The organism is Lysobacter sp. Root667, assembly GCF_001427715.1.
In the GTDB taxonomy this organism is placed as follows: Bacteria; Pseudomonadota; Gammaproteobacteria; order Xanthomonadales; family Xanthomonadaceae; genus Lysobacter.
The window spans coordinates 186,925-202,850 of record NZ_LMHF01000012.1 but is presented as its reverse complement, the minus strand read 5'-3'; the positions used below and the strand labels follow the sequence as shown (position 1 = coordinate 202,850).

Below are 15,926 nucleotides of genomic sequence, written 5' to 3'. Positions count from 1 at the left end.
ATAAAATCCGGGGAGACGGTGTTGCTGCGGCCGTTTGTTAGTGGTAATACTACTAACCATGGACCTGACCGATACCCAGCAAGCCATCCTCGAGTTGATCGCGGAACGGATCGAAGCCGAGGGACTGCCGCCGTCGCAGGCCGAGATCGCCAAGGCCTTCGGCTTCAAGGGCGTGCGCGCGGCCCAGTACCACCTGGAGGCGCTCGAGGCCGCCGGGGCGATCGAACGCACTCCGGGGCGCGCGCGCGGCATCCGCGTGCTGCAGCCGCCGCCGTCGCAGCAGGGCCGGCTGGCCTTGCCCGCTGCCGCCAACGACGACGCCCTGCGCCTGCCGGTGCTGGGCCGGGTCGCGGCCGGCCTGCCGATCGGCTCCGGCGCCCAGATCGAGGCCGACGATTACGTGCTGCTCGACCGCAACATGTTCTTCCCGTCGCCGGACTACATGCTCAAGGTCAAGGGCGACTCGATGCGCGACGAAGGCATCTTCGACGGCGACCTGATCGGCGTACACCGTACCGGCGACGCGCGCTCGGGCCAGATCGTGGTCGCGCGCATCGACGACGAGATCACCGTCAAGCTGCTGAAGATCGGCAAGGACCGCATCCGCCTGCTGCCGCGCAACCCCGATTTCGCCCCGATCGAGGTCCAGCCCGATCAGGACTTCGCGATCGAAGGCCTGTACTGCGGCCTGGTCCGGCCGAACCGCTGAGCGCCGCGCAATGAACGACCGCCGCCGCCGCGCCGCCGCTTCCGACCGCCGCGCGGGGGAAAATCCGACAGCCCGGCCGGCGTTCTCCCGACTGCGCCGGCCCGGCCCGCCGGAATAAATTTTCATCGAAGGCGCGCCGGTCTCAGTCCGTGCGATCCGCGTCCTCTAGATTGCCTACCAACACGACACGACTTACTTAAGGACATCACGATGGACGAGAACAAGAAGCGCGCCCTTTCGGCGGCCCTGGGCCAGATCGAAAAGCAGTTCGGCAAAGGCTCGGTGATGCGCATGGGCGACCGCGCGGTCGAAGCCACGGAAGTCATCGGCACCGGTTCGCTGATGCTCGACATCGCCCTGGGTATCGGCGGCCTGCCCAAGGGCCGCGTGGTCGAGATCTACGGCCCGGAATCCTCGGGCAAGACCACCCTGACCCTGCAGGCCATCGCCGAATGCCAGAAGAACGGCGGCACCGCCGCCTTCATCGACGCCGAGCACGCCCTGGATCCGATCTATGCCGCCAAGCTCGGCGTCAAGGTCGACGATCTGCTGCTGTCGCAGCCCGACACCGGCGAGCAGGCGCTGGAAATCGCCGACATGCTGGTGCGTTCGGCCGCGGTCGACATCGTGGTGATCGACTCGGTCGCCGCCCTGACCCCCAAGGCCGAAATCGAAGGCGAGATGGGCGACCAGCTGCCGGGCCTGCAGGCCCGCCTGATGAGCCAGGCGCTGCGCAAGCTGACCGGCAACATCAAGCGCTCCGGCACCCTGGTGGTGTTCATCAACCAGCTGCGCATGAAGATCGGCGTGATGATGCCCGGCCAGAGCCCGGAAGTGACCACCGGCGGCAACGCGCTCAAGTTCTACGCCTCGGTGCGCTTGGACATCCGCCGCATCGGCGCGATCAAGAAGGGCGACGAGATCATCGGCAACCAGACCAAGATCAAGGTCGTCAAGAACAAGCTGGCCCCGCCGTTCAAGCAGATCGTCACCGAAATCCTCTACGGCGAAGGCATCTCGCGCGAAGGCGAACTGATCGACATGGGCGTGGAGGCCAAGCTGGTCGAGAAGTCGGGCGCCTGGTACAGCTGCGGCGACGAGCGTATCGGCCAGGGCAAGGAGAACGCTCGCCAGTACCTCAAGGAGAACCCCGAGGTCGCGACCCGTCTGGAGGCCGCGCTGCGCGAGAAGTTCGTGCCGACCGACGTCAAGCGCGACGAAGTCGACACGGAAGGCCTGGACGACTGAGGCCACGCGTCGGCGGTTGCCGTCGACGCAAGGCGCTAGCGAGGGCAGCCGGGCATGCGTGAGGCAAAGCCGCAGGGTTTGGAGCTGGATTCCGGCTCCATCGAAGCCGGCCGGACCGATGGCGGCCGCCCTGAGGGCGACCTTCCTGAGGGCGACCGTCCCAACGACGGCAGTCCCGAAGAAGCCAGCCCCCAAGACGCCAGCCCCGAAAACGGCCGTGGCGGACGCCGCCGCCGCGGCATGCGCGAACAAAGCGCCACCCAACGCGCACTGGGTCTGCTGACCCGGCGCGAGCACTCCAGGAAGGAGTTGCAGCGAAAACTCACCTCGCGCGGCATGGATGCCGCCGAGGTCGAGACCGCCGTCGAGACCTTGTCCGGTCTGGGCTGGCAGGACGATGCCCGTTTCGCCGAAAGCCTGGTCCGCAGCCGCGCCGGCAGCGGCTACGGCCCGATCCGGCTGCGTGCCGAACTCGCCACCCACGGCCTGGACTCCGAGGCCATCGCCCGGGCGCTGGACAGCTACCAAGGCGACTGGCTGGAGAACGCCCGCGACCTGGTCCGGCGTAGGTTCGCAGGGCTGTCCGGCGAGGCCGGAAGCGAGGATTTGGCCCTGCGCCGCAAGGCCGCCGACTTCCTGATACGCCGCGGTTTCGACGGCGAGCGGGTGCGAAAAGCGACTCGTTTCGATCCGGACGACTGAACGCAAGCCCAAATAGGCTGCGGACCCCGCGCAACCGGGCCCGGAGCCTGTTAGGCTACGCGGCTTTCGGGTTTTGGGTTGCCTGTTCCAGTCGACGCCCCCATCGTGAGGGCAGAGGCCCTGGACCGCTCAGTCCGGCCCGGTCCTATCGAGTTCGCGCGTCAGGCATGAAAACCACCAACGAAATCCGCAGCGATTTCCTCGAGTTCTTCCGCAGCAAGGGGCACACCATCGTGCCGTCGGCGCCTTTGGTGCCGGCCAACGATCCGACCCTGCTGTTCACCAACTCGGGCATGGTCCAGTTCAAGAACGTGTTTCTCGGCAGCGAGAAGCTCGGCTTCGTGCGCGCGGCCGACGTTCAGCGCTGCCTGCGCGCCGGCGGCAAGCACAACGACCTCGACCAGGTCGGCTATACCGCGCGCCACCATACTTTCTTCGAGATGCTCGGCAACTGGTCGTTCGGCGATTACTTCAAGGAAGACGCCATCGCCTGGGCCTGGGAGCTGCTGACCCGGGTCTGGAAGCTGCCGGCCGAGCGCCTGCTGGTCACGGTCTATCACACCGATGACGAGGCCTTCGACCTGTGGCACAAGAAGATCGGCGTGCCGGTCGAGCGCATCGTCCGCATCGGCGACAACAAGGGCGCGCCGTACGCCTCGGACAATTTCTGGCAGATGGCCGACACCGGCCCCTGCGGTCCCTGCACCGAGATTTTCTACGACCACGGCGAGCACATCGCCGGCGGCCCGCCGGGCTCGCCCGACGAGGACGGCGACCGCTACATCGAGATCTGGAACCTGGTGTTCATGCAGTTCGACCGCCAGCCCGACGGCAGCCTGATGCCGCTGCCGGCGCCCTGCGTCGATACCGGCATGGGCCTGGAGCGCCTGGCCGCAGTGCTGCAGCACGCTCACAGCAACTACGAGATCGACCTGTTCCGGCGCCTGATCCAGGCCGCGGCCGAGTTCACCTCGACCCCGGACCTCGACAACAAGTCGCTGCGGGTGATCGCCGACCACATCCGCGCCTGCTCGTTCCTGATCGTCGACGGCGTGCTGCCCTCCAACGAAGGCCGCGGCTACGTGCTGCGCCGGATCATCCGCCGCGCCCTGCGCCACGGCTGGATGCTGGGCCAGAAGCAGCCGTTCTTCCACCGCATGGTCGCCGCGCTGGTCGAGGTCATGGGCGAGGCCTATCCCGAGCTGGCCGCCAAGCGCGACCTGGTCGAGCGCGCCCTGCAGGCCGAAGAGGAGCGTTTCGCCGAAACGCTGGACTCGGGCATGCGCATTTTCGACGAAGTCGCCGCGCGCTCCCAGGACGCGATCCCGGGCGCCGACGCCTTCCGCCTGTACGACACCTACGGCTTCCCGGTCGACCTGACCGCCGACATCGCGCGCGAGCGCGGCCTGTCGGTGGACATGGCCGGCTTCGATGCCGCCATGGAAGAACAAAAGCGCCGCGCGCGCGAAGCCGGCAAGTTCGGCAACGCCACGACCATGCCGGCCGAACTGGCCGCGCAGCTCGCGCCGACCCAGTTCCTGGGTTACGAGCGCCTGACCGAGGGCGGCCTGGAAGTCGTGGCCCTGCTCAAGGACGGCCGCCCGGTCGAGAGCATCGAAGCCGGCGACGAGGCGGTGGTCATTCTCGACCGCACCCCGTTCTACGCCGAAAGCGGCGGCCAGGTCGGCGATGCCGGCGAACTGGACGAGGCCGGCACTCGTTTCGTGGTCCGCGACACCCAGAAGTTCGCCGGCCAGTTCCACGGCCATATCGGCACCCTCAGCGCCGGCGTCCTGCGCCGCGGCGAGCGGGTTCTGGGCGCCGTCGACGCCCCGCGTCGCGCCGCCACGGTGCTCAACCATTCCGCCACCCACCTGCTGCACGCCGCGCTGCGCCAGGTGCTGGGCGACCACGTGGTGCAGAAGGGCTCGCTGGTCGCGCCCGACCGCCTGCGTTTCGATTTCGCCCACTTCCAGCCGCTGACCGACACCGAGCTCGCGCAGATCGAGCGCCGGGTCAACGCCGAAGTGCGCGGCAACCACGAGGCCGAAGTCCATCAGATGGGTATGCAGGAAGCCCTGGATTTCGGCGCCCTGGCGCTGTTCGGCGAGAAGTACGGCGACCGCGTGCGCGTGCTGCGCATGGGCGAGACCTCGACCGAGCTGTGCGGCGGCACCCACGTCTCGCGCACCGGCGATATCGGTCTGTTCAAGATCCTCGCCGAGGGCGGCGTCTCGGCCGGCGTGCGCCGGATCGAGGCCGTGACCGGGCAGGGCGCTCTGGACCACGTCTCCGAGGAGGAGCAGCGCCTGGAAGAGGCCGCGCGCCTGCTCGGCGGCAACCCGTCGGACTTGTCCGACAAACTGCGGTCGCTGTTGGATCGGCAGAAGAAACTCGAGCGCGAACTCGAAGCCATCAAGGCGAAGGCGGCCTCCGGGGCGACCTCCGACCTGGCCGCCTCGGCGGCCGAAATCCAGGGGGTCAAGGTCATCGCGACCCGCCTGGAAGGCTTCGATGCCAAGGCCCTGCGCGAGGCGGTAGACCGTCTCAAGCAGCAGCTGGGCGACGCGGTGATCCTGCTGGCGGGTGCCAGTGAGGGGAAGGCGGCTTTGGTCGCCGGAGTGAATGGAAGCGCGACCGGCAAGGTCAAGGCGGGGGAACTGCTCGCCCACGTTGCCGGTCAGATCAACGGCAAGGGCGGCGGCCGCGCCGACATGGCGCAGGGCGGCGGAGACGACGGCCCGGCTTTGTCGCAGGCCCTGGCCGGTGTCGCAGGCTGGGTCGAGAGTAGGTTAATCTGAACGGCGAACAGTGACTTCTATCGCTTGCGGCCGATTTTGGCCGCTGGCTAATATGGTTCACGTTTGTGTACAAAACTGTAAGCGCTTTCCGTGACCTTTTTTTGCGGATCGTCGCCAACGCCGGCAAACGAATTGCCGGCACGAGGAGGTTTTCCAATGCTGATCCTGACGCGTCGCGTCGGTGAGACCCTGATGATCGGCGACTCGGTGACCGTCACCGTGCTCGGCGTCAAGGGCAACCAGGTGCGTATCGGTATTACCGCACCGAAAGATGTCGCTGTGCATCGCGAAGAGATCTACCAGCGCATCCAGCGCGGCGAAGAACCGGCCGACGACTCCGGCAAAAACGCGGCAGGCTGATAAAAAGGTTTGCCGCGCGCGGGACGAGCCGTTATGCTTCCCGCCCGCGAACGCTGTACGTGTTTCCGCGGAGACTTGCCCGAGAGGCCGAAGGGGCTCCCCTGCTAAGGGAGTATGGGGTCAAAAGCTCCATCGAGGGTTCGAATCCCTCAGTCTCCGCCAGTTGTAACGAAGGCCGCCTTGGGGCGGTTTTTGTCTGCGGAAGGTTTCGTACGCGAGTGGTCATGCGAACGAAATCCGACGCAGAAACGGCATCGAAAGGTTTGACGATTTCATGCGGTTCCGTCATAATTCTTCGACTGCGCGCCCGTAGCTCAGCTGGATAGAGCACCAGGCTACGAACTTGGGGGTCGGGAGTTCGAATCTCTCCGGGCGCACCATATAAAGCGAAAGGCCGACAAGGAAACTTGTCGGCCTTTTTGCTTTTCTTGGTCTTCGCAACGCCCACGCGATCCAGGCCGGCGATGCGGCCCCGCACATGTGCCGACGTCGTTCCATTGTGGGAGCGGCGTAAGCCGCGATCCGCTGGCTTACCGAAACAGGCAGCCCGCCGGCGACGCGCTGGGCCGAAGCCGCGCGACCGGCGGCGTCGCAGCCGATCGGGCTTGCGCGATCGCGGCTTACGCCGCTCCTACAGGAAGCAGCGACGTGTTTCGTGCGGGGCGACTCCAACAGGAAATAGCGACGCGTTTCGCGCCATGCGACTCCCACAGGAAGCGACGACGTGTTTCGCGCCAGGCGACTCCCACAGGAAGCGGCGACGTGTTTCGTGCGGGGCGACCCGGGGGGCGCGATACGGTGAGCCCGTACTTCTCTGCTAGGGCTGTGTCGAGACGCTCCTGCTGCCTTCTGTGGGAGCGGCGTAAGCCGCGATCGCGGCACCGCATCCATTGCGTCGGCCACGGCCGATGTCGCTCCTGCCTCAAATCGGCACCTACGCTGAAGCCACGTCCGAGCTGCGCCGTTCGAGTGCCGTCTCGCCGAATCAGCGCTCGATAAAGCGCAGCCCCACGCCCGGTTCGGTGACGATGTAGCGCGGCGCGGCCGCGTCGTCGCCGAGCTTGTGGCGCAGTTTGCCGACCAGGATGCGCAGGTAGTGGGTATCGTGCTGGTGGGTCGGGCCCCAGAGTTCGCGCAGTAGCTGCGGCTGGGTGACCACGCGGCCGGCATGCTGAACCAGCAGCGCCAGCAGCGCGTATTCCTTGCGCGCCAGGGCGACGCTTTCGCCGTCCAGGCGCACCTCGCGCCGGGCCAGGTCGATGCGCAGGCGGCCGTCGTCGAACACCGGCAGGGCCTCGCCCTGGGTCGCGTGCGAGCGCAGCAGCGCGCGCACGCGCGCCATCAGCTCCTGTACGCCGAAAGGCTTGGTCACGTAGTCGTTGGCGCCGGCGTCGAGCGCGTCGACTTTCTCGGCTTCGCCGGCGCGCACGGTCAGCAGGATCACCGGCACCGACGACCACTGGCGCAGCTCGCGCAGCACTTCGTGGCCGTCGCGGTCGGGCAGGCCGAGGTCGAGGATCACCAGATCGGCGCCATGCGTCGCCAGCGCCTCCAGGCCGCCGGCGCCGGTGTCGGCGGTTTCCACGGCGTAGCCCTGCGCGCGCAGGCTGATATCGAGGAACTTGCGGATCTGCGGCTCGTCGTCGACCACCAGCACGCGTGCGGTCTGGGTGGCGGCGCCGGCGGCGGTGTCCTCGGTCATGCGGTTGCGGGCGCGGCGGGTTCGATGAGTGGCAGGGTAATGCGGATCGTGGTGCCGCGGCGATCATGCTCATCCGGGGCGCCCGGCAGCGCCTCGACGCTGCCGCCGTGGGCGCCGATCATGCCCTGGCAGATCGCCAGGCCCAGGCCGGTGCCTTGGCGGCCGCGGTCGCCTCGCTCGACGCTGTAGAACATGTCGAAGATGCGCTTGCGCTCGTCCTCGGGAATGCCGGGGCCGCGGTCGCGCACGTCGATGCGCAACTGGCCGTCGACGTGGCGCGCTTCGACGGTGACGGCTTCGCCCGCGGGCGAGAACTTGGCGGCGTTCTCCAGCACGTTGAACAAGGCCTGCTCGACCAGGGCCGGGTGGACCCAGATCGGACCCAGCTCCGGTTCCAGCCGGATCTCGAAGCGCGCGCCCGGTTCGTAGCGCTGCAGGCGCGTCACCGCCGAGCCGATCAGTTCGTCGACGCCGATCCAGTCGCGGTTGAGGGTGAGCCCACCGTGGCCGAGCCGGGTCATGTCGAGCAGGTTCTGGATGTAGCGGTCCAGGCGCTCGCCTTCGATGCGCACCGTTTCCAGCAGGCTGTGGCGGTCCTCGCGACTCATCGCCTCGGCGTAGTTGTCCAGGCTGCTGGCCGCGCCGATGATCGCCGCCAACGGCGAGCGCAGGTCGTGCGAGACCGACGACAGCAGCGCCGAGCGCAGGCGTTCGGTCTCGCCGCTGACGCGGGCGTTTTCCAGGTCGGCGACCAGGCGCGTGCGCACCGCCGCCTGGGCGATGTCCTCGGCCATGGCTTCGGCCAGTCGCTGTTGCTCCGGGCCGAGCCGGCCGCCGCGTTGCGGGAAGCGCAGGCCGATCACGCCGCCGTCGCCGCCGGCCAACGGCAGGAACCACCAGTCCGAGCCGGCGAGGGTGTCGGTGTAGCGCCCGGCCGGCCGGCGGTGGCGCAGGCTCCAATCGGCGGCGGCGCGGTCCTTGTCGGTCAGTTCGGGCAGGTCGGCGCCGTGCAGGCCGGTGTCGCCGAAGCGCACGATGGCGTCGGCGCCCAGCGAGCGCCGCAAGGCGTCGCGCGCGGCCTGGGTCACTTGGCCCAGGTCGGCGGCGGCGGCGAGTTGGCGCCCCAGGGTCTGCAGCGCGATCGCGTGCGCATTGGCCGCGCGCAGCGCCAGCACCTGCATGCGCAGCTTCGACGCCAGGCGGCCGGCGACCAGGGCCGCGACCAGGAACAGCACCACCGTGGTCACGCCCTGGCTGGCGCCGATCAGCAAGGTGTAGCGCGGTTCGATGAAGAAGAAGTTGTAGGCGAAGAAGCACAGCACCGCCGCGATCACCGCCGCGGTCATGCGCGTGCGCGCGGCGACCACGACCACAGCGACGATGAAGATCAGCGACAGATCGTCCAGGCCGATCCAGCGTTCGGCGATCCAGGCCAGCGCGGTCGCCAACGCCGCCGCGATCACCGCCAGGCCGGCGTCGGAGCGGGTCAGCAGGCCGCCGAGCGGACGCAGCGCGCGGCGCGCCTTGGCGCGCGCCTCCGGAGTGCTGACGATGGTCAGTTCGTAGTGCGCGCCGCGCTGGATCAGCTGCTGGGTCAGGGTGCGGTTGAACATGCGCGCGACCGGGCGCTCGCGGGTGCGGCCGAGCACGATCGCGCTGATGCCGGCGCGCGCGGCGTGATCGAGCAGCGCGTCGACGATGCTGGCGCCATGCAGCACCGCGGTGTCGCCGCCGAGCCGGCGCGCGAGCGCGAAGGCGCGGTCGAGTTCGACCTGCTGCGCATCCGCCGGCGCGGCGGCGGTCTGCACCGTGACCACGGTCCAGGGCGCGTCGCGGCGTTCGGCCAGGCGGCGCGCGATCCGCACCAGGTATTCGGACTGGCCGCGCCCGTCGATCGCCACCAGCACGCCACGGCGCAGCGGCACACCGGGTAGGCCGCGCGCGGTCTGGGCCTCGCGCAGATCGCTGTCGACGCGGTCGGCGGCGGTCTGCATCGCCAGTTCGCGCAGCGCGGTCAGGTTGCTGGGCGAGAAGAACGCCTGCAGCGCATGCGCGGCCTGATCGGGCACGTAGACCTTGCCCTGTTGCAGGCGCTCGATCAGTTCGCGCGGCGGTAGGTCGACCAGCACGATGTCGCGCAGGCGGTCGAACAGCGCATCGGGCACGGTCTCGCCGACGCGCACACCGGTGATGCGGTGGACGACGTCGTTGAGGCTTTCCAGGTGTTGGATGTTGACCGTGCTGTAGACGTCGATGCCGGCGTCCAGCAGTTCGGCCACGTCCTGCCAGCGTCGCTCATGGCGGCTGCCGGGCGCGTTGCGGTGCGCCAGCTCGTCGACCAGGGCCAGCTTGGGCCGGCGCGCGAGCAGGGCGTCGAGATCCATCTCCTCGATCGTGCGGCCCTGGTACTCGATGCGCTTGCGCGGCAGCAGCTCCAGGCCGTCGACCAGGGCGCCGGTTTCGGCGCGGCCGTGGGTTTCGACGATGCCGATCACGACATCGGCGCCGCGGCGCTGCAGTTCGCGCGCGCGGCTGAGCATGGCGTAGGTCTTGCCCACTCCGGGCGCGGCGCCGAGAAAAACGGTCAGGCGGCCGGCGCCCTGGCGTTGGAGTTCGCCGATCAGGGCGTCTGCCTGAGCGCTGCGGGCATCGGTCATGGGCGGCATTGTGCGCTCTGTTTCGTGGGCGGCGTAGTGAAAACCGCGGCGACGCCCTGCTCGCCGCGATCGCTCCCTCTCCCGCGGTCGGCGGGAGAGGGTCTTGTGACGGACTTAGCGGCGGGCATCCAGCGCTAGGTTGAGTTCGAGCACGTTGACGCGCGGTTCGCCGAGCAGGCCGAACTGACGCGGCAGGGTGTGCGCGACGACCATCGCGTCGACATCGGCGGCGGACAGGCCGCGCGCCTTGGCCACGCGCGCGACCTGGACCTGCGCCGCGCGCGGCGACAGGTGCGGGTCGAGGCCACCGCCGGACTGGGTGATGAGCTCGGCCGGAACGTCGCTCACCGCGATGCCGTCGCGCTCGGCCACCGCGATCGCGGTCTCGGCCATGCGCTTGCGCAGGTCCGGATTGGTGCGCGCCAGGTTGCTGCCGGCGGCGGCCATCGGATCGTAGTTGGCCGCCGACGGACGCGGCTGGAAGTAGCGCGCGTCGGCGAAGGGCTGAGCGACCAGGGTCGAGCCGCGCGCCTTGCCGTCCTGCAGCGCGAGGCTGCCGGTGGCCTGCCAGGGGAAGGCGAGCCGGCCCAGCGCGGTGCCGGCCAGGCAGTACAGCAGGCCGAAGCCGAGCAGGACGACCAGGGCGAACAGCAGGGGCGCGCGCAGCGGGGTGCGGTCGTCGATGGTGCGGGTTTGGGAAAGGCTGGTGGTGTTCATCGCAGTTCCTGGAAAACGTAGGGGCGCGGCGGTTTCAGGCGATCGCAGCCAAGGCCATGTCGATCAACTTGATGCCCACGAACGGCAGCAGCACGCCGCCGAGGCCGTAGATCAGCATGTTCCGGCGCAGCAGCACGACCGCGCTGGCGGGCTTGAAGCGCACGCCCGCCAGGGCGAGCGGAATCAAGGCCGGGATGATGATCGCGTTGAAGATCAGCGCCGCCAGCACCGCATTGCCCGGGCTGGACAGCCGCATCACGTTGAGCGCGGCCATCTGCGGAATCGCCGCGGCGAACAGCGCCGGCAGGATCGCGAAGTACTTGGACACGTCGTTGGCGAGCGAGAACGTGGTCAGCGCGCCGCGCGTGATCAGCTGCTGCTTGCCGACCTCGACCACCGCCAGCAGCTTGGCCGGATCCGAGTCCAGATCGACCATGTTGCCGGCTTCCTTGGCCGCCTGGGTGCCCGAGTTCATGGCCAAGCCGACGTCGGCCTGGGCCAGCGCCGGGGCATCGTTGGTGCCGTCGCCGACCATCGCGACCAGGCGGCCGCCGGCCTGCTCGGCGCGGATGCGCGCGAGCTTGTCCTCCGGACGCGCCTCGGCGATGTAGTCGTCGACGCCGGCCTCGGCCGCGATCGCCGCGGCGGTCAGCGGGTTGTCGCCGGTGATCATCACCGTGCGCACGCCCATCGCCCGCAGCCGCGCGAAACGTTCCTTGACCCCGTGCTTGACCACGTCCGACAGCTCGACCACGCCGAGCACGTGGCGGCCCTCGGCGACCACCAGCGGGGTGGCGCCGCCGCGCGCGACCTGCTCGATGCGCGCGGTCAGCTCCGGCGCCACGTCGCCGCCGAGAGCGCGCACGTACTGGCCGATCGTGTCGCCGGCGCCCTTGCGGATCGCGCGGCCGTCGTCGAGATCGACGCCGGACATGCGTGTCTGTGCGGTGAACTGCAGGTAGCGGGCATGGTCGGGTTCGGCCACGGCGCTGTGCTGCTCGCGCGCCAGGCGCACGATCGACTTGCCTTCGGGCGTGGGATCGGCGAGCGAGGCGAGCAGGGCCGCATCGCGCAACTGCGAGCGGTCGACGCCGGCCAGCGGGTGGAATTCGGTCGCCTGGCGGTCGCCGTGGGTAATGGTGCCGGTCTTGTCGAGCAGCAGTACGTCGACATCGCCGGCGATCTCGACCGCCTTGCCGGATTTCGCCAGTACGTTGGCCGACAGCGCGCGGTTCATGCCGGCGATGCCGATCGCCGGCAGCAGGCCGCCGATGGTGGTCGGGATCAGGCACACCAGCAGCGCGATCAGCAGCAGCGGATCGAGCTTGGCGCCGACGAAGCCGGCCAGCAGGGGCAGGGTCGCGACCACGATCAGGAAGGTCAGCGTCATCGCCGCCAGCAGCATGGTCAGGGCGATTTCGTTCGGCGTCTTCTGGCGGTTGGCGCCTTCGACCAGGGCGATCATGCGGTCGAGGAAACTGCCGCCCGGCTCGGCGCTGACCCGCACTACGATTTCGTCCGACAGCACCTTGGTTCCGCCGATCACGCCGGAGCGGTCGGTGCCGGCCTCGCGCAGCACCGGTGCGGATTCGCCGGTGACCGCCGATTCGTTGATCGTGGCCACGCCTTCGACGATTTCGCCGTCGGCCGGAATCAACTCGTTCTCCGAGACGATCACGCGATCGCCGCGCTTGAGTTGGGTGGCCGCCACGCGCGTTTCCACGCCGTTGTCGTCGATGCGGCGCGCGACCAGATCGCGGCGCGCGGCACGCAGCGACGCGGCCTGGCCGCGGCCGCGCGCTTCGGCCACGGCCTCGGCGAAGTTCGCGAACAGTACGGTCACGAACAGGACCAGAGTGACAGCGATACCGAAGCCGACGTTGCCCGGCACGGCCGCGGTGATCAGCGCCGACAGGATCGTGCCCAGCAGCACGACCGCCATCACCGGACTGCGCAGGGCCTGGCGCGGCGACAGCTTGCGGAAGGATTCGAGCAGGGCGATGCGGAAAGCCGCGCCGTCCAGCCCGGCCGCGGCATGGCGGCGTTGGGTACCCAGATGTTGTTGTTCGCTCACGGTCATTACCTCAGAGAGCCGGCGACGGCGTAGCGGCGGTCGACACGGCGGCCAGCGACAGGTGATCGGCCACCGGGCCCAGCACCAGCGCAGGCATGAATTGCAGTACGGTCAGGATCACGATCACCGCGATCAGGGTCAGGGCGAAGGTCGGCGTTTCCACGTGCAGGGTTCCGCTGCCTTCCGGCGCGACGCGCTTGCGCGCGAGCAGGCCGGCGACGGCCAGCGGCACGATCAGGGCCGGATAGCGGCCCAGCGCCAGCACCGCCGAGCAGCTCAGGTTCCACCAATAGGTGGCGTCGCCCAGGCCCTCGAAACCGGAACCGTTGTTGGCGAAGGCCGAGGTGTACTCGTAGAACACCTGAGCGATGCCGTGGAAGCCCGGATTGGAATTGCCGGTGATCGACGGCAGCGCCACGGTGATCGCGGTGAAGCCCAGCACCACCAGCGGCTGCAGCAGGATCAGCAAGGCCAGCAGGCGCACCTCGGGCGCTTCGATCTTGCGTCCGAACAATTCCGGCGTGCGTCCGGTCATCAGGCCGGCCAGGAACACCGCCAGCAGCAGATACACCAGGAACTGCTGCAAGCCGCAGCCGATGCCGCCCCAGATCGCGTTGACCAGCATGTTGACCAGGGCCACGCCGCCGGTCAGCGGCGCCAGCGAGTCGTGCATGGCGTTGACCGAGCCGTTGCTGGTCTGGGTGGTGACCGCGGCCCACAGCGCCGAAGTGGTGGCGCCGAAGCGGACTTCCTTGCCTTCCATCAACGCTGCGTCGGTGCTGGTCGGCGAGTACGCCTCCGACACCACCGCGGCGCCGGTCGAGATCACCGACATCAGCAGCATGCTGCCGAACACCATCGCGGTGAGGCGGCGGCGTCCGGTGAACGGTCCGACCATGAAGGTCACCGCGATCGGGATTAAGATGATCGCGAGGATTTCCAGCAGGTTGGAGAACGGGGTCGGGTTTTCCAGCGGCACCGAGCTATTGGGGCCGTACCAGCCGCCGCCGTTGGTGCCCAACTGCTTGGCTGCGACCATGGGCGCGACCGGACCCAGCGGAATCTTCTGCCCCTTCATCTCCACGCTGGCGTCGACCGGCTGCACGCTGGGGCCGGCGCTCAAGGTCGAGGGCACGCCCTGTGCGGTCAGCAGCAGCGCCCACAGCAGGCACAGCGGCAGCATGAAGCGCAGGGTGGCGCGGGTCACGTCGACCCAGTAGTTGCCCAGGTCGCGGGCTTCGCCCTCGGCCGGAAGCTTGGCCTTGGCGGCGCTGCGCGCGCCGTACACCGGGCCGGATGCGGGCACCTGGTCTGCGGGCGCTTCGCAAGCCGCCTCGCAGGCCTCGCGGCCGGCGTCCATCGCCTGGCGGCCGCCGAACAATCCGCGCAGCGTGGCCACCACCATCGCCAGCCCCATCATCGGCGTCGCCACCTGCAGGCCGACGATGCCGACCATCTGCGAGAGATAGCTCAGCTGCGCCTGGCCGGAGTAGTGCTGCTGGTTGGTGTTGGTCAGAAACGACACCATGGTGTGCAGGGCCGTGTCCCAACGCAGGTTGGGGATGCCGTCAGGATTCAGGGGCAGCCAGGCCTGGGTCATGAACTGCAGCCACACCAGCACCGCAAGAACCAGATTGCTCAGCACGAAGGCGCGGGCGTAGCCGCGCCAGCTCATGCCGCGCGCCGGGTCGGTGCCCAGCGCGCGATAGATCGCGCGCTCGAACGGCCCGAACACGCGGTCGAGCTTGGAGGGCGCGCCGCGCATCACGCGCGCCAAATACAAGCCCAGGGGCCAGCCCAGGCCGATCGCGAGCGCGAATACCAGAAAGATGTCGATCATCGTCGTCAACCAAACAGAAAGTGATCAGCGCCGCCCCTCCAGGGACGGCGCCGATGGGGCGCGAGGCGGCGTGACCGGCCTCGCACCATGAGGGTCGCGGCGAGGCCGTCCCGGCCTCGCGCGTCGCCGCTACGCCTAGAAGTCTTCAGGGCGCAGCACGACGTAGAGGAGGTAGGCGGCGACCACCAGTACCGATACCGCGCAAACCATGGCTAGCCAACCGGGCATGCTCGTGTCTCCTTAGAAGGACGCCTGCAGCGCCGCTTCGATGCGGTTGCCGGCATAGTCGTCGCCGAAGATCCGCTTGGCGCCGGAATCGGTCGCGTGCGCGGTCAGGCGCAGTTCCAGCGGCGCCTTGGCCGCCCACACCGCGCTGAGCTGCGCATGCGCGTAGCTCTCGTCGTAGACCTCGTCGAGGTAGTAGTAGCCGGCGGCGGCTTCGAAGCGGAAACGGTCGTTGATCGGGAACTTGGCGCCGAGCTGCGTATAGACGCCGCTGTCGCGGCTGCCCAGCGCCTCGTTCGAGTAACCCAGCGACAGCCAGTAGTTGTCGGCGTAGGTCAGGGTGCCGTTGAGTTCGGTCCAGTTGAGATCGACCGTGGTCGAGGGGTAGCGGTAGTGCAGGACGTTGACGTCCAGCGCCCAGTCCTGCGACAGCTTGCCGGCCCAGCCGACGGTGAAGTCGAGCTCGCTGCTGGCGTGGGTCGCCGGCGCGAACTCGACGTTGGAGCCCCACACCGAGCCGTAGAAGCCGGAATCGCCGGCAAACTTGAAGCCCGCCTGCGCGGCGGGATCGCCCTGGGTCTGGGTACTGCCGCGCCAGACGTAGTCGCTGGTCAGCGCGGCGTTGCCGGTGAGCGTGGCGGCATCGGCGCGTGCGCCCAACGCCAGCAGGCCGGCGCCGGTGCAGACGGCGAAAACCAAGGGAATGGACGCCTCACGCAGGCGCAGCGGTTGCATCGACATTTCGGGTTCCGAGTTGCGAACGAAGCCGGATCGGCCACGTCGCCATTCTCGAAACCGCTGCCGTAAAACCTCTATTCCACCCGCGCCGGCGGGCGTAAATTCAGCGTAAAACCCGCGCAACGGCCGCATGACGGCGCGTTGCGGCGCCGG

The 15,926-nt window shown here is 68.8% G+C and carries 12 protein-coding genes and 2 tRNA genes; 7 read left to right on the top strand and 7 right to left on the bottom strand.

All coding sequences use genetic code 11. The annotated features are described in order from the left end of the window. Nucleotides 1-58: 58 nt before the first annotated feature. From lexA to ASD78_RS12325, 7 genes are all read left to right on the top strand, one after another. Complete coding sequence (gene lexA / locus ASD78_RS12355) at nt 59-709, top strand: transcriptional repressor LexA (protein ID WP_055899973.1); 651 nt, start codon at nt 59-61, stop codon at nt 707-709. Between the two features lie 210 nt (nt 710-919). After that, nucleotides 920-1,957, top strand: a complete 1,038-nt coding sequence (recA, locus tag ASD78_RS12350; RefSeq protein ID WP_055899970.1) for a recombinase RecA — start codon at nt 920-922, stop codon at nt 1,955-1,957. A 240-nt stretch (nt 1,958-2,197) separates the two neighbouring features. Next, nucleotides 2,198-2,659 carry a recombination regulator RecX gene (gene recX, locus ASD78_RS12345; protein ID WP_056101921.1) on the top strand — a complete coding sequence of 154 codons (462 nt, stop codon included), beginning with the start codon at nt 2,198-2,200 and terminating at the stop codon, nt 2,657-2,659. Nucleotides 2,660-2,826: 167 nt separating this feature from the next. Beyond that, nucleotides 2,827-5,460 (top strand): alanine--tRNA ligase, encoded by a 2,634-nt coding sequence (alaS, locus tag ASD78_RS12340; RefSeq protein WP_056101758.1) that lies wholly within the window; start codon nt 2,827-2,829, stop codon nt 5,458-5,460. 156 nt (nt 5,461-5,616) lie between these two features. Next, nucleotides 5,617-5,820, top strand: a complete 204-nt coding sequence (csrA, locus tag ASD78_RS12335) for a carbon storage regulator CsrA (RefSeq protein WP_055899964.1) — start codon at nt 5,617-5,619, stop codon at nt 5,818-5,820. A 69-nt stretch (nt 5,821-5,889) separates the two neighbouring features. Next, a tRNA-Ser gene (locus tag ASD78_RS12330) sits at nt 5,890-5,982 on the top strand. A gap of 141 nt (nt 5,983-6,123) precedes the next feature. After that, nucleotides 6,124-6,200 (top strand) — tRNA-Arg (locus ASD78_RS12325). A gap of 605 nt (nt 6,201-6,805) precedes the next feature. Here ASD78_RS12325 and ASD78_RS12320 read toward each other — a convergent pair. The 7 genes from ASD78_RS12320 to ASD78_RS12295 form a co-directional block, all read right to left on the bottom strand. After that, entirely contained in the window at nt 6,806-7,522 is a 717-nt protein-coding gene (locus ASD78_RS12320; RefSeq protein ID WP_056101754.1) for a response regulator, read from the bottom strand. Beyond that, entirely contained in the window at nt 7,519-10,179 is a 2,661-nt protein-coding gene (locus ASD78_RS12315; protein ID WP_056101752.1) for a sensor histidine kinase KdpD, read from the bottom strand. The genes ASD78_RS12320 and ASD78_RS12315 overlap by 4 nt, the downstream gene beginning before the upstream one ends. Before the next feature lie 114 nt (nt 10,180-10,293). Continuing rightward, entirely contained in the window at nt 10,294-10,896 is a 603-nt protein-coding gene (kdpC, locus tag ASD78_RS12310; RefSeq protein WP_056101749.1) for a potassium-transporting ATPase subunit KdpC, read from the bottom strand. A gap of 34 nt (nt 10,897-10,930) precedes the next feature. Beyond that, nucleotides 10,931-12,952, bottom strand: a complete 2,022-nt coding sequence (kdpB, locus tag ASD78_RS12305) for a potassium-transporting ATPase subunit KdpB (protein WP_235566494.1) — start codon at nt 12,950-12,952, stop codon at nt 10,931-10,933. Between the two features lie 28 nt (nt 12,953-12,980). Beyond that, nucleotides 12,981-14,810, bottom strand: a complete 1,830-nt coding sequence (gene kdpA / locus ASD78_RS12300; RefSeq protein ID WP_056101732.1) for a potassium-transporting ATPase subunit KdpA — start codon at nt 14,808-14,810, stop codon at nt 12,981-12,983. Between the two features lie 135 nt (nt 14,811-14,945). After that, nucleotides 14,946-15,038 (bottom strand): potassium-transporting ATPase subunit F, encoded by a 93-nt coding sequence (locus tag ASD78_RS20075; protein WP_082559519.1) that lies wholly within the window; start codon nt 15,036-15,038, stop codon nt 14,946-14,948. A 12-nt stretch (nt 15,039-15,050) separates the two neighbouring features. Next, on the bottom strand, nt 15,051-15,776 hold the full coding sequence (locus tag ASD78_RS12295) for a TorF family putative porin (RefSeq protein ID WP_235566491.1): 726 nt from the start codon (nt 15,774-15,776) through the stop codon (nt 15,051-15,053). Nucleotides 15,777-15,926: the final 150 nt, after the last annotated feature.

Coding starts and splice junctions, on each gene's coding strand:
- lexA (WP_055899973.1), top strand. CDS start 59: ATGGACCTGACCGATACCCAGCAAGCCATCCTCGAGTTGATCGCGGAA.
- recA (WP_055899970.1), top strand. CDS start 920: ATGGACGAGAACAAGAAGCGCGCCCTTTCGGCGGCCCTGGGCCAGATC.
- recX (WP_056101921.1), top strand. CDS start 2,198: ATGCGCGAACAAAGCGCCACCCAACGCGCACTGGGTCTGCTGACCCGG.
- alaS (WP_056101758.1), top strand. CDS start 2,827: ATGAAAACCACCAACGAAATCCGCAGCGATTTCCTCGAGTTCTTCCGC.
- csrA (WP_055899964.1), top strand. CDS start 5,617: ATGCTGATCCTGACGCGTCGCGTCGGTGAGACCCTGATGATCGGCGAC.
- ASD78_RS12320 (WP_056101754.1), bottom strand. CDS start 7,522: ATGACCGAGGACACCGCCGCCGGCGCCGCCACCCAGACCGCACGCGTG.
- ASD78_RS12315 (WP_056101752.1), bottom strand. CDS start 10,179: ATGACCGATGCCCGCAGCGCTCAGGCAGACGCCCTGATCGGCGAACTC.
- kdpC (WP_056101749.1), bottom strand. CDS start 10,896: ATGAACACCACCAGCCTTTCCCAAACCCGCACCATCGACGACCGCACC.
- kdpA (WP_056101732.1), bottom strand. CDS start 14,810: ATGATCGACATCTTTCTGGTATTCGCGCTCGCGATCGGCCTGGGCTGG.
- ASD78_RS20075 (WP_082559519.1), bottom strand. CDS start 15,038: ATGCCCGGTTGGCTAGCCATGGTTTGCGCGGTATCGGTACTGGTGGTC.
- ASD78_RS12295 (WP_235566491.1), bottom strand. CDS start 15,776: ATGTCGATGCAACCGCTGCGCCTGCGTGAGGCGTCCATTCCCTTGGTT.